The sequence below is a fragment of the Litoreibacter ponti genome (assembly GCF_003054285.1).
Classification (GTDB): domain Bacteria; phylum Pseudomonadota; class Alphaproteobacteria; order Rhodobacterales; family Rhodobacteraceae; genus Litoreibacter; species Litoreibacter ponti.
On record NZ_QBKS01000002.1, the window covers coordinates 724,371 to 737,244 of the forward strand.

Here is a 12,874-nt window from a genome sequence, read left to right on the forward strand (position 1 = left end):
GTCAGGTCTCCTGAGTCAGTGTTCTGTAAATGTCGGGCAGCGCGCGCAGCAGGCGTTCGGGGGTCGGCAAGAGGGCAAACCCACCGCGCCCGAAGATACGGGCGAACCAGTCCTGCCCATCTTCGTCGATCACCACGCCGTGCAGGCTTTGGCCCGCCGCGCGGGCTTCGCGCACGGCCATGTGACTGTCTTCGATCCCGTGCTGGCCTTCGTAGTGGTCCAGATCGTTGGGCTTGCCGTCGGTCAGCACGATCAGCAGCTTGCGAACACTAGGTTCCTCGCCCAATTGTGCGCTGACATGTCGGATCGCGGCACCGAGGCGGGTGTAGTGACCGGGTTTCAGCGCGCCGATATTGGCGGTGATCGCCGGTGACATCGGGTCTTCAAAGCTCTTGCACCGGGTCAGGAACACCCGGTCACGGCGCAGTGACGAGAACCCCCAGATACCGCAGCGGTCGCCCGCCGCGTCGATCCCTGCGGCCAATGCTGCCATCGTGTCGCGGGCCACGTCGATGACGCATGTATCGCCGATCGCCGCTTCGGTCGACCGCGACGTGTCGATCAGGAACGCGACCGATACATCGCGATCCATCTGCCGCGCGGCTTGCCAGATACGATCCGATCCGCGCCCGGTCGCCACCATGTCAGCGCGTGCGGTCAGGACCGCGTCCAGGTCCAGCTCTGTCCCGTCGATCTGACGCGGTTGCAACACGCGGCGCGGGCGCAAGGCCTCGAACTGGCGGCGCACCTCGCGCACATAACGTTCATTCGGCGCATATGGCGCTCCATCGGCCACGGCGGGCGCATCAAGCACGCGGCAGTGATCTTCCATATAGGTGCGCGACCGGTGGTTCCATTCTGGATAGGTATGCTTGCCCGCCAGAGCCTCGTGATCGGCATCGGCGGGCGACAGGTCGAGATGCAGCCGCAGCCGTGTGGCGACCTTGCGATTCTGTTTCGACAGCGTGACCCGGTCCTGATCATCGGCGGCCTTTTGAGCATTTTCGTCATCGTCGTCATCGACGCTGCGGTTGATGTTCATGGATTCGACCCATGACAGGATCGATTCAAAGCGGTGAATGATAAAGCTGTCCTTACGGTTCTGCTGGTCCTGATCCTTGCGCTCTCCTAGCTTGCGATTGCTCAAGGCGGCATTGGGTGCCGGTGCGGCGGGATCGGCTTCGGCATCGTCGGCAGCCTGCCCGCCCGTGCCGGTACGTTCAAAGCGCAACCAGATCGGAACAGGGGCGCATGGCATGTAGCTGCGCGCTTCTGCACCTGCGGCATCAAGCGCGGGAGCTTGGCCACACAGCTGATCGCGGATCGCTTGTTCCATCGCGGCCTCTTGTGCGGGGCGGTGCATGTCTGTCCGGGCCTCTGCACAAAACGCGGCCATGGCGAGATAGCGACCTCGCAATCCGGGGCAGGCCAGATAGGCCTTGTCCGCAGCCGCTGCATTCGCGCGAATATGCGCGCAATCTCGTGCGGGACCGGTGCCGCCCGCATTGAATGCACCGGCATCAGTGACAGCCGCCAGCGCCGTCAGCCAGAAAAACGCAGCGCGGTTCAGGTCCGGGTCGGGGAACGCAACCATGACGGGTGGCAATGCCAGCCGTTCGCCATCGAAGCGCGCGACCCATTCCCGATCCCGTTCAGCCCCGAGTTTGCGGCGCATGCGTTGACGGTGCTGCACAACGCTTGGCGCAACCTCGGCCAGTTCGACCCCCGGTGCCCCGCCGAGCGCGCGGAAGAGCACGGCAAGGCTGGGCCGGACCGAGGCCAGCGTGACGCCCGCTTCGGGGTATGTGACGCCAGCCCCGATCCCGCTGGCCATATCGTGCCAAAGGTTTCCGACCGTTTCTTCGGGTTCCATGAGGTCGCGCAGGTGCATCATGCTTACCCGTAGATTGTGCTGACCAGATCGCGCAGCGATTGCTGCACATCGGGCTCATCGCTCAGCGGCTCGATGATCGCCGCCTCGAGCGCCTGGTTCAAGCCCATGCCGCCGACCATGAGGGTCGCGGCATAGATCAACAGGCGGGTCGATACGCCTTCCTCAAGATCCATGCCGCTCAGGTTGCGGATATGACCCGCGAGCCGGACCAGCGGCGCGACGCGCCCCGGCTCTAGCCTGCTTTCGGAGGTAACGACCGCGATCTCCGTCTCCGCATCGGGGAAGTCGAAACTGATCGACAGAAACCGCTGCCGGGTCGAGGGTTTCAACCGCTTGAGCACGTTCTGGTAGCCGGGGTTGTAGCTGGCTACCAGCATGAATGACGCGGGTGCCACGAGCTCTTCGCCCGTGCGGTCAATCATCAGCGTGCGGCGCGTGTCCGTCAGCGGGTGCAGAACGACTGTGACGTCCTTGCGGGCCTCTACCACCTCATCGAGGTAGCAGATGCCACCCTCTCGCACGGCACGGGTCACGGGGCCATCGACCCAGACCGTCTCGCCGCCTTTCAGCAGATAGCGACCGATCAGGTCCGCTGCCGACAAGTCATCATGGCAGGCAACCGTGTAGAGCGGTTTGCCCAGCTTAGCTGCCATGTGCTCGACAAAACGCGTCTTGCCGCAGCCGGTCGGCCCCTTCAGAAGAAGGGGCAAACCGTTATCATGGGCCGTTTCAAAAAGGTCGCATTCGCGTCCGGTTGCTTGGTAAAACGGCAGCTTTGGTGTGGTTGCGATATTCATGACCTATTCTCCCGGAACCGAGGCGGTGGGTCCTGGCGCGATGATCTCGCGATCACGCACCACCAGCATCGAATAGATGAACAGAAGTGCACCGAGCACCACGGCAGCCCCCGCGCCAAAGCGCATCAGGTAGAACACCGACAGGCTTTCCTGCACGTCCATGTAGTAGTCACCGATCACTCGCTGCATGTGTGTCTGGATGGTTCCTGCGAAGGTCAGCACGAAGGTCATGAACGCCATGCCGCCAGTCATCAGCCAGAACGACGCCATGTTGAGCACCTGGTTATAAGGCGCACGTTCGCGCAGCATCGGCATCGCGTAGGTGAAGACCGCGAGATTGAGCGCCACGTAGGCCCCGAAGAACGCGAGGTGCCCGTGAGCCGCCGTGATCTGCGTGCCGTGGCTGTAGAAGTTCACACCATGCAGTGTGTGCAAGAAGCCCCATACGCCTGCGCCAAAGAAGGCGACCGTCGAAGATCCGAGAGACCACAAGAGTGCCGCCTTGTTGGGATGGTTTTTGCGACCCTTCCAGACCATGACGAAGGCAAAGCTCATCATCAGGAAAAACGGGATCACCTCAAGCGTCGAGAAGATCGAGCCGACCCACTGCCAATAGCCCGGTAGACCAATCCAGTAGAAATGGTGACCGGTCCCCAGAATGCCTGAGAACAGCGCGGTGGCGACGATGACATAGAGCCATTTCTCGACCACTTCGCGGTCAACCCCTGTCAGTTTCAGAAGCAGGAAGGCGAGGATTGCGGCCATCACCAGTTCCCAGGTCGCTTCGACCCAGAGGTGCACGACGAACCACCAGTACATCTTGTCGAGGCTGAGATTGTCGGGATTGATGAAGGCAAAGATCCAAAGCAGGGACAGCAGCCACAGGCCCATCAGCAGCACACTGGTGATCGCTGTTTTCTTGCCCGCCAGAACGGTCATCGAGATGTTGAGAAGGAAGATCAGAGCGGCCACGAGGATACCGAACTTGACCCAGAGCGGTTGTTCGAGGAATTCTCGCCCGCCATGGATACCGACCAGATAGGAACCCACGGCCCCCAACGTGCCCACGAGGAGTATGATCAACTGGACATAGGCCAGCTTGGGCGACCATATCTCGCGCTCGGATTCCTCGGGGATGAGGAAGTACGCCGCACCAAAGAACCCCAATAGAAGCCATACGATCAGAGCGTTCGTGTGAATCATGCGGATCACATTGAACGGCAGAAGCTCGGACAGGAAATTGGGCGAGACGTAGATCCAGCCCGCGACAAGGCCGCCCAGCACCTGGACACCAAACAGCGCTATCGCTGCAAGGAAGTACCAATAGGCCACTTTCTGAGATTGATATTTCATCGTTTCGTCTCCTTATCCGGCCTCGTTTGGCGGCCAGCCCTGCGTATCGGTCTGATCCGCCCAGCGGAGAAACTCCGCGAGACCGCGAATGTCCTCATCAGTCAGTTCGTATTTCGGCATTTGTCTTCGGCCTTCGATCCCGCTGGGCTGGCTTTCGATCCAGGCCTTGAGGGTTTCGAAAGCGTCCTCGGGGCTGTCGAGCACGCCCCAGCGGGTCATCACGTTGCCGACTTCAGGCGCGAAATAGGCACCCTCGCCATGCAGGCTGTGACAATTGATGCAGGAGTGTTGCTCCCACACATGCTTGCCGTGAATCACCTCGTCGCTCAGAGGCATACCTGCCGTCGAGACGTTCACAACGTATCTATGGGAATGGACGGTCATCACCACGAAAACCACGACAAAGAAAATCGAGCCCCCGTAGAAGATGTTTCGCGCCCGTGATTTTGTGAGAATTTCCGCCATGAGCCGGTCTCCTTGAATTCGGGATGACCGATCTCTAGCGCGGCGCGAAACGTCAAAGTTTGCGCCAGCACAACGTTTCGTCTCTTTGGGCGTCTAGTGTCGTGTCATCAGGAGAGACACATGGGAAAGATGAAACTCGATGATCCCGACCTGCCGCTGTCGGAATTGATGTCGCGCTGGCCGAAGACCATTGCCGTGTTCAATCGGCACAAGATGCTTTGCGTCGGATGCCTGATCAGCCCGTTTCACACGATCGTCGACGCATGCGCGGAGTACGGTCTGGATGAAGAGGTGTTTGTCGCAGAGTTGATGGAAGCTGCGGGTCTATAGATCACTCTTGGGCTGGGAAATCACGACAAGGGCGTGCGGGTTCAGCACCTTGATGCGCTTACGTTTGCTTTGCACCAGGCCCTTTTTTTCCCACGCGCTCAGAAGGCGGCTCGCCGTATGTAGTGTGGTTGCGGTGAGTTCCGAAAGATCTTGCCGCGTGATTGGAAAATCAATCTCGATCCCGTCCGATACCTTGCGACCCGTCTGGTTGATCAGTCGAAGCAGTGCATTCGCAACCCTCTGTTCGACTTGCTGGGTTGCCATCTCCATCACCCGGTTGTGAATTTCTCCCATTCGGTCGCCAACGGTTTTGTAGGTCTCCGTCGCAAATCCGTCGTAGTCTGCAACAAACCCATCCCAAAGCCGGGTTGGCCAACTAAGTACAATGGACTCGGTCGCGGTCATAGCCGTCGCTGGGTAGGTCACCCGCCCAATCGCTTTTGCGATTCCTAACAGCTGCCCTGCGGGAATATGCAGAGCCGTCACTTGCTCTCCCGTCGGCGTCACCCGCACCACCCGCACATACCCGTCGAGCAACATGAAGAAGCGTTCGGCGGGTGCGCCCTCATCAAAAATCGCGACCCCTTCATTGTACCTGCGTGACGTCGCCTGATCCAGGATCGTGCGAATCTCACGCTTCTCCAGTTTGGAGAAGGGTGGCAGATGCGTCAGCAGGCTTTCATCGAGCCGCGGCAGCGTCTTGCGAGGTGATAAATCGGTCATCCACGCAGTCATGCCACAATATCCACCGTAATTTCCATCGCTTATCGGTTCGGAGTCACCAATAGCGCGATCGAATTTGAGTTTGAGCCAGCGCAAAGTTCTCTTCGTCGAAAATCTTAATCTTGTCCTAAACGAATAACCCGAACGGAAAGGAAAACGAAGATGCTTCGCACGGTTTTATCCGGTCTCGCTCTCGCCGCCTTGATGGGTGGCGCAGCTTTTGCTGAGACCTTCGAGGTTCAGATGCTCAACAAGGGCGCGGATGGGGAACGTATGGTTTTCGAACCTGCCTTCATCCAGGCGCAGCCCGGTGACACGATCAAGTTCATCGCTGCCGACAAGGGCCACAACGCCGAAGTGAACAAGGGCATGATGCCGGAGGGCGCAGAGGGGTTCAAAGGCAAGATCAACGAAGAAATCGAGGTCACTTTGGACGCGGAAGGCGTCTATGGGGTGATCTGCAAACCGCACTTTGCCATGGGCATGGTGATGACCATCGCCGTTGGTGACGTCGAGGTGCCCGGCGACTTCTTCGAAGGCCGTGTGCCGCCAAAAGCCAAAGAGCGGTTCGAAGCACAGCTCGCCAATCTCGCAACGAATTAACGGATCGGCGGACGTAACGTCCGCCAACCGGAACCAAACCCCAAAGGAGGGAACCATGACCAAATTCATCAATCCAGGCCTCATGAAAACGAGCCGCCGCAACGTCTTGCGAGGCAGCATGCTCGCCGGTGCCGCTGCAATGACGGGAGCCGGGGCAATGGCTGCACCGCGGGCACCCAAGCTGCACGGCATCAACGCCGCATCGGCCAAAATCTACAACGCTGCGTGAAAGGAAGAGTCCGCAACAGATGCCAAACCTGCTGATCTGTCGGGATACACCCGTGTGAAGCAGGAACTCGTGCCACCGCCATTCGCGCCCAAACATGATCAGGTGGCAGTCGGAGGTCCCAAGATCGTCGAAATCACCATGGAAACCGAAGAACGCCTGATGGTCGTCGACGAGGACAACGGCGCAAGCGTCTGGGCACTGACATACAACGGTTCCGTTCCTGGTCCGCTGATCATCGTGCATGAAGGCGACATGGTCGAACTGACCCTGCGCAACCCCACGTCGGGCATGATGGAACACAACATCGACTTCCACGCATCAACCGGCGCTTTGGGTGGCGGTGGCCTGACCCATGTCTATCCCGGTGAGGAATGCGTGCTGCGCTGGAAGGCGACGAAACCGGGCTGCTTCACCTATCACTGTGCACGGGGTGGCGACATGATCCCCTATCACGTCACGCACGGCATGAACGGCGCCATCATGGTGCTGCCGCGCGACGGGTTGAAGGACAAGGACGGCAATCCGCTACGCTATGACAGAATCGCGTACTTCGGTGAGCAGGATTATTATCTGCCCAAGGACGAAAACGGCGACTACCGCACCTATGAGGCGGCAGGCGACGACTATGCCGACAGCCTTGAGGTGATGCGTGGCCTGATCCCGACCCATTCGGTGTTCAACGGTGCCGTGGGTGCCCTTACCGGCGAAGGCGCAATCAAAGCCAAGGTTGGTGAGACTGTGCTGATGGTCCACAATCAGGCCAACCGGGATTCCCGTCCCCACTTGATCGGCGGGCATGGCAACTATGTCTGGGAAAGCTCGTTCACGGACGCGCCTCTGCAGGACATGGAAACCTGGTTTGTGCGTGGCGGCAGCGCTGTCGCAGCGATGTACACCTTCGAACAACCGGGCGTTTATGCCTACGTGAACCACAACCTCATCGAGGGTGTGATGCTCGGGGCGACCGCTCACGTGGTGGTCGAAGGTCAATGGGACAATGCCCTCATGGAGCAAGTTGTCGCTCCGCGCAGCTTTGAGACCTAAGAGAGGAGGAGGACCGATGTCGGCCGCTGCAAACTCAGAAACAAGACTTGGTAAAACGTCCCTTCGTTTCGCCATCCTGGGTCTTGCGGCGGCAAGCATCGCCTGGGTCGCGCTCACGCAGCGCGGCCCGGATCTAGCTTACTTGCCGGTGATGGCCGAACAGGTCGTCATTTTGCCGGACGGGCGTTCGGTCTACGTGCAAAAGTATGAAGTCACCGTAACTGAATGGAACAGATGCGCGGACGAGGGTGCCTGTGAGCTGACTTTGCGCGCGCGACCTGATCAGAACCCCGCTACAACACCAGCAACGGGGCTGAGCTATGTGGACGTTCAGCAGTATCTCTCTTGGATCAACAAAAGAAGCCGCCATAGTTTCCGGCTGCCGACCGCTGAAGAATGGAATTCTATGGCCGCCACGGTTCTTCCCGAGAAACCCAATCCAATCTTTACTGACCCGTCGTTAACATGGGCATCCAGCTATCTTGTTGAGGGCCTGGCCCCACGGGCGCTCAAGCCTCAAGGCAGCTCTTCTGCTTCCCCCGAAGGCGTTGTCGATCTCGACGGCAGTGTCTGGGAATGGACAATGGAATGTTACGATGGACTGGATGGTGGTACCGCTCCTGATCGCTGTCCGGCGTTCTTCGTGGGTGGAGAGCATTTGGCAGCGATGTCTTATCTGGTGCGCGATCCCGCGCGTGGCCGTTGTGCTGTTGGAACGCCACCGGCCCACCTTGGGATGCGTCTGATTAGTGACAAAGCGGTTTGAACACGTGACAAGTTCTATGCGATTTCCCAAGCAGGCGAAGCGCACGAGACGAGCAATTGATCGAACAATATGATCGAACGACCGCTTCGTGTCGTAGAGGCCCAGGACAACCAACCCGATGCCGCAGCCGCAATAACTTTCTGCGTAAGCAATAGCTGCAAGTGCACAAGTCCGCTTCGTCCGCGAACTGTGAGTTCGACAGCGTTGAACCATCCGCCTGCAGCGAATGTCCGGTAAGCGGGCTGCGACCGCAGTATCTCGAAGGAAGGTCGAAGGTCCGCTAAGGGCCGGAACTAACTCAAGACATGATGGCGATGGACAGGCACTCGAGCTCGCACAGCGTTGAGAAAACCCATGTCGGCGCGCGCGACGACGAAGCCCAGCGTATCCGAAGCGTTCTCCATTACAGTTCCCCACGGATCACTAATCAAACTGTGCCCATAGCAATCGATCGCACGCAATCGCTTTCAGCTTGGCGGGCATTTAGGCGGGTAAAAAAAAATCAATCAATTTGTATATTTAAAATCAAGGCTTAGTGGCGGAGACGAAGGGATTCGAACCCTCGAGACGGTTTCCCGCCTACTCCCTTAGCAGGGGAGCGCCTTCGACCACTCGGCCACGTCTCCGTCGACCCGTTTAGCGGCACCTCCGCAACGCAGCAACCGCAAAATTTATGTGCAGGCCCCGCGGTATGGCCGGCATGCGTACGAAAAGGTGATGGATTTACGAGAGTTTTTGCTAAGCTGCCCACAAAACAACGCGCTTCAGCGTGGAACAGGAGGGTGAGCCGTGCAAAGATTCTGGACATTGGGCGCTATCGTGACCGCCGCGTCTCTCACGGTGGTAGCGGCGCAGGCCGAGCCATCACAGGATGCGTTCGAGCGCGAGGTCGGCGCCAAGACCTGCGCGTATTTCGAAAACCGCGCGCGGCATCAGGAGCGCAGTCCGCAACAGAGCCTGGAGGTCACTCTGGCCGACAGCTGTACGCGCGCACTCGACCATATCAGTGGCAACAGCTCGGACGCGCCTGAGTTGGCGCAATCCGCGCGGCGCTACATTGACAGGCTCACCGCGTTAAAGGCGGTCATCGTGTCGATGAACACCCGCGAATTCCTGGACGCGCTGGCGCGAGGTCAGACCCGTGCCGCGATGAACATTGCGGCTGTCTCGGTGACCCCAACGGGCGAGTATCTGATCGCGCGCCAGATGGGGGTACTGGCCGATCACGCCGATTGGGCGGAGGCCTCGAGGATCTTGCGCGCGTCTCGATAGTTTTGCCCGAGACGCGCGGCGGCCCTGGATGGCAACATCTTGAGCCGCGCTGCATGGGCGATTATGGCTTCGCACGCTTCAATGGCTGTCGCGCCCTCGGGATGGATCGTGTGGGTGACACGGTCGTCGCTTGCCCCTTCAAACGCGCAGCTCTGCAAGCGCAGCTCGCCACGTAGATAGACCAGCGCGGGCAGGCCTTGCAGCTCGTCCATCGCGGCATCCAGCAAATCAGGCGCGCAGATCACCTGCAACAGGGGGCCATCACGGGCGCCCACGAGACGCAGGGCCGAAACGGGCTCAGCTTGGTCTTCCAGATTTCGATCTTGCAGCATCTCGCGCACTCCTCGCGAGAACGCCTAATGCGACAGAGCCCCTGCGGCATGGGGAAAAGTCAACGGCTCGGGTCTTAGGCGAAGTCCTGCCTTAAGTGTTGAAAAGGAAGTGCAAAACATCGCCGTCCTTGACGGTGTAGCCCTTGCCTTCGGCGCGCATCTTGCCCGCTTCCTTGGCCGGTTGCTCCCCGCCCAGCGTGATGTAGTCGTCATAGGCGATGGTCTCGGCGCGGATGAAACCCTTCTCGAAATCGCCGTGGATGACGCCCGCTGCCTGCGGGGCCATGGTGCCGTGCTTGATCGTCCAGGCGCGTGCTTCTTTCGGGCCCACGGTGAAGTAGGTCTCGAGATGCAGCAGCTCGTAGCCCGCGCGGATCAACCGGTCGAGCCCGGCCTCTTCCAGCCCCATCTCCTCGAGGAACATCGCGGCTTCGTCCTCTTCGAGCTGCGAGATTTCCTCTTCGATCTGGGCGGAGATCACCACATGGGCGGCCCCTTGCGCGGCGGCCATCTTGGCCACCTTGGCCGAAAACTCATTGCCCGACGCCGCAGAGGCCTCGTCGACATTGCACACATACAGGATCGGTTTGGTGGTCAGCAGTTGCAAGTTCTTCCACGCGCGCGCATCCTCGGCATCGACTTCGACCAGCCGAGCGGGGCTCCCGCTTTCCAGCATCTCCATCGCCGCCTTCAGCAAACGCTCCTGCTGAACCGCCTCTTTGTCGCCGCCGCGCACCTTGCGCACGATGTTGACCAGCCGCTTCTCGATGCTCTCCATGTCGGCCAGCATCAGCTCGGTCTCGATGACCTCGGCATCGGCCACCGGGTCGACACGCCCGTCGACATGGGTGATGTCGCTGTCCTCAAAACAGCGCAGCACATGGGCGATGGCGTCGGTCTCGCGGATGTTGGCCAAGAACTGGTTGCCGAGGCCTTCGCCCTTGGATGCCCCTTTCACCAGCCCCGCGATGTCGACGAAGGTCATACGCGCCGGGATGATCTGCTTGGAGCTCGCGATCGCCGCCAGCTTGTCCAGCCGCGAATCCGGCACCGCCACCTCGCCCACATTGGGCTCGATCGTGCAGAAGGGGAAGTTCGCCGCCTGCGCCGCCGCGGTCCGGGTCAGCGCATTAAACAGCGTCGACTTGCCCACATTCGGCAGCCCCACAATGCCCATCTTGAAACCCATCACTTTCTCCTTGGCCGGTGTCGAGCGGCATGTAGGGGCGCGGGTGGGCCGGGGTCAAGTGGAAGGGGGTGCGTCCGCAATGACCCGGGTGCGGCCCGACACGCGCACGGGCGCGCCCGCACCTTCCAACGCGGCGATTTCCAGCCGCGATGGCGCGCCCATTTCCACGCCCTGCAGCGCGGTGTAAGGCCCGCCCCGCCCGCCCGCGTCCCGCAGATATCCCGCCACCGCGCTGGCCGACGCCCCGGTGGCCGGGTCCTCGTAGACACCATGGCCCGCGAACGGGTTGCGCACATGGACCAGGTCCGATGCGGCGCGCCAGTAGAGATGCAGAGTTATGAACCCGTGCTCTCGCATGAAGGCGGCGCCGTCGTCGAAATCGTAGGCCATGTCGCGTAAATCCTCGGCCTTCGCCAAGGGCAGCACCAGAAATTGCGCCGATCCGGCGCGCACCACCGCGGGCGCAATCTCGTCCGACAGGTTCGTGCGATCCCATCCGAACAGCGCCAAACCTTCGTCCAAAACTTCGTCGGCGACCGTCTCAAAAGATGTCGGCGGCGACACGAGGCTCACCAGCCCATCCGCCCCCGCCGTCACGCTGATCTCACCATCATTCAAGACCAGCGCATACTCCCCGGCCCCATGCGCGGCCGATAAAGCCGAGCCCAGCGCGATGGTCGCATGGCCACAAAACGGCACCTCAGCCTCGGGCGCAAAGTAGCGGGTTCGCCACGCCTCGCCTTGGGGCGCCGCAAACACGGTCTCGGAATACCCCACCTCGGCGGCGACACGCTGCATCTCTGCCTCCGCGGGCAGCACGTCGCACAGGACTACCCCCGCCGGGTTGCCGCCCGCTTCGCCTTCGGCAAAGGCCGCCAATCGCTGAACTTCCATCGCGCGTCTCCTTTTGGCGACACCCAACCATGGCCACCCTGCCCCGGCAAACCACCATTCGTGATGCCCGGCATGACACAGCGCAATATTTCGCACTCCGCCCCGTTGATTTCCCCCCGCCATCTGGTGCACACCCCGTGAAGCTTGAACGCCAGGGGACGACGACCATGACTCGCATCGATGACACATTCGCGCGGCTGCGCGCCGAGGGGAAAAAGGCTTTCGTCACCTATGTGATGGCCGGCGACCCCAACGAGGCCCGCGCGCTGGAGGTCGTCAAGGGCCTGCCCGCCGCTGGCGTCGACATCATTGAACTGGGCCTGCCTTTCACTGATCCCATGGCCGATGGCGAGACGATCCAGCTGGCGGGTCAGCGCGCGCTCGAGGCGGGCATGACGCTCGAGAAATTCCTGCAATTCGTGCGCGACTTTCGCGCGTGCGACGACACCACGCCCATCGTGATGATGGGCTATTACAACCCGATCTATTCACGCGGCGTCGACCGGTTCCTGGCTGAGGCCAAGGACGCTGGGATCGACGGCATGATCATCGTCGACTTGCCACCAGAGGAAGACGCAGAGCTGTGCATCCCCGCCCAAAAAGCGGGCCTGAACTTCATCCGTCTGGCCACGCCCACGACCGACGACAAGCGCTTGCCCAAGGTACTGCAAAATACCTCCGGCTTTGTCTACTACGTCTCGATCACCGGCATCACCGGCGCGGCAGAGGCGCAGGCGGGCGACGTTGCCCCCGAGGTCGCACGGATCAAGTCTTCGACCGACCTGCCGGTCATCGTGGGCTTCGGCGTGAAGACGCCCGAGACCGCACGCGAGGTCGCAAGCGTGGCCGACGGCACCGTCGTGGGCTCCGCCATTGTCGCCAAGATCGCCGCCGGTGAAAGCACCGAAGACGTGCTGGCCTTCGTCAAGTCGCTCGCGGATGGCGCGCACAGCGCCTAGCCCCGATCGCGGCGCGCGCTAGGT

13 protein-coding genes, 1 tRNA gene and 1 pseudogene are annotated in these 12,874 nt (G+C 60.8%); 6 read left to right on the plus strand and 9 right to left on the minus strand.

The features are described from left to right. Position 1: 1 nt before the first annotated feature. Genes C8N43_RS17395 through C8N43_RS17410 form a run of 4 tightly spaced genes read right to left on the minus strand, consistent with a single transcriptional unit; the run spans position 2 to position 4,509 of the window. Complete coding sequence (locus C8N43_RS17395; RefSeq protein ID WP_107847351.1) at positions 2 to 1,891, minus strand: nitric oxide reductase activation protein NorD; 1,890 nt, start codon at positions 1,889 to 1,891, stop codon at positions 2 to 4. A gap of 5 nt (positions 1,892 to 1,896) precedes the next feature. Continuing rightward, on the minus strand, positions 1,897 to 2,691 hold the full coding sequence (locus C8N43_RS17400; protein ID WP_107847007.1) for a CbbQ/NirQ/NorQ/GpvN family protein: 795 nt from the start codon (positions 2,689 to 2,691) through the stop codon (positions 1,897 to 1,899). A 3-nt stretch (positions 2,692 to 2,694) separates the two neighbouring features. Continuing rightward, positions 2,695 to 4,044, minus strand: coding sequence for a cbb3-type cytochrome c oxidase subunit I (locus C8N43_RS17405; protein WP_107847008.1), 1,350 nt, complete (start codon positions 4,042 to 4,044; stop codon positions 2,695 to 2,697). A gap of 12 nt (positions 4,045 to 4,056) precedes the next feature. Then, positions 4,057 to 4,509: a c-type cytochrome gene (locus C8N43_RS17410; RefSeq protein ID WP_107847009.1), complete on the minus strand. Its 453-nt coding sequence runs from the start codon at positions 4,507 to 4,509 to the stop codon at positions 4,057 to 4,059. A 120-nt stretch (positions 4,510 to 4,629) separates the two neighbouring features. On the opposite strand from C8N43_RS17410, the gene C8N43_RS17415 reads away from it, so the two are divergent. Continuing rightward, positions 4,630 to 4,839, plus strand: coding sequence for a DUF1858 domain-containing protein (locus C8N43_RS17415; protein WP_107847010.1), 210 nt, complete (start codon positions 4,630 to 4,632; stop codon positions 4,837 to 4,839). On the opposite strand, the gene C8N43_RS17420 is transcribed toward C8N43_RS17415, so the two are convergent. Beyond that, positions 4,834 to 5,562, minus strand: coding sequence for a Crp/Fnr family transcriptional regulator (locus C8N43_RS17420; protein WP_107847011.1), 729 nt, complete (start codon positions 5,560 to 5,562; stop codon positions 4,834 to 4,836). The two genes, C8N43_RS17415 and C8N43_RS17420, sit on opposite strands and share 6 nt — an antisense overlap. Before the next feature lie 162 nt (positions 5,563 to 5,724). Here C8N43_RS17420 and C8N43_RS17425 point away from each other — a divergent pair, with 162 nt between their 5' ends. The 3 genes and pseudogenes from C8N43_RS17425 (at position 5,725) to C8N43_RS17435 (ending at position 8,204) form a co-directional block, all read left to right on the plus strand. Further along, positions 5,725 to 6,165 (plus strand): pseudoazurin, encoded by a 441-nt coding sequence (locus tag C8N43_RS17425; RefSeq protein WP_107847012.1) that lies wholly within the window; start codon positions 5,725 to 5,727, stop codon positions 6,163 to 6,165. Positions 6,166 to 6,220: 55 nt separating this feature from the next. After that, positions 6,221 to 7,438 (plus strand): annotated as a pseudogene (gene nirK, locus C8N43_RS17430) (copper-containing nitrite reductase). Positions 7,439 to 7,454: 16 nt separating this feature from the next. Continuing rightward, complete coding sequence (locus C8N43_RS17435; RefSeq protein ID WP_107847013.1) at positions 7,455 to 8,204, plus strand: formylglycine-generating enzyme family protein; 750 nt, start codon at positions 7,455 to 7,457, stop codon at positions 8,202 to 8,204. Between the two features lie 536 nt (positions 8,205 to 8,740). Here C8N43_RS17435 and C8N43_RS17440 read toward each other — a convergent pair. Beyond that, a tRNA-Ser gene (locus tag C8N43_RS17440) sits at positions 8,741 to 8,830 on the minus strand. A gap of 163 nt (positions 8,831 to 8,993) precedes the next feature. Here C8N43_RS17440 and C8N43_RS17445 point away from each other — a divergent pair. Beyond that, on the plus strand, positions 8,994 to 9,476 hold the full coding sequence (locus C8N43_RS17445; RefSeq protein ID WP_146174249.1) for a hypothetical protein: 483 nt from the start codon (positions 8,994 to 8,996) through the stop codon (positions 9,474 to 9,476). On the opposite strand, the gene C8N43_RS17450 is transcribed toward C8N43_RS17445, so the two are convergent. The 3 genes from C8N43_RS17450 to C8N43_RS17460 all read right to left on the minus strand — a co-directional run bounded on the left by C8N43_RS17450 (position 9,428) and on the right by C8N43_RS17460 (position 11,891). Then, positions 9,428 to 9,808: a hypothetical protein gene (locus C8N43_RS17450; RefSeq protein WP_107847015.1), complete on the minus strand. Its 381-nt coding sequence runs from the start codon at positions 9,806 to 9,808 to the stop codon at positions 9,428 to 9,430. The two genes, C8N43_RS17445 and C8N43_RS17450, sit on opposite strands and share 49 nt — an antisense overlap. A 91-nt stretch (positions 9,809 to 9,899) precedes the next feature. Then, positions 9,900 to 10,997 carry a redox-regulated ATPase YchF gene (ychF, locus tag C8N43_RS17455; protein WP_107847016.1) on the minus strand — a complete coding sequence of 366 codons (1,098 nt, stop codon included), beginning with the start codon at positions 10,995 to 10,997 and terminating at the stop codon, positions 9,900 to 9,902. Between the two features lie 54 nt (positions 10,998 to 11,051). After that, a complete protein-coding gene (locus C8N43_RS17460; RefSeq protein ID WP_107847017.1) occupies positions 11,052 to 11,891 on the minus strand; it encodes a PhzF family phenazine biosynthesis protein in 840 nt (279 codons plus the stop codon). A 167-nt stretch (positions 11,892 to 12,058) separates the two neighbouring features. Between C8N43_RS17460 and trpA the strand changes: the two genes are divergently transcribed. After that, complete coding sequence (gene trpA, locus C8N43_RS17465; RefSeq protein ID WP_107847018.1) at positions 12,059 to 12,850, plus strand: tryptophan synthase subunit alpha; 792 nt, start codon at positions 12,059 to 12,061, stop codon at positions 12,848 to 12,850. Positions 12,851 to 12,874 lie beyond the last annotated feature (24 nt).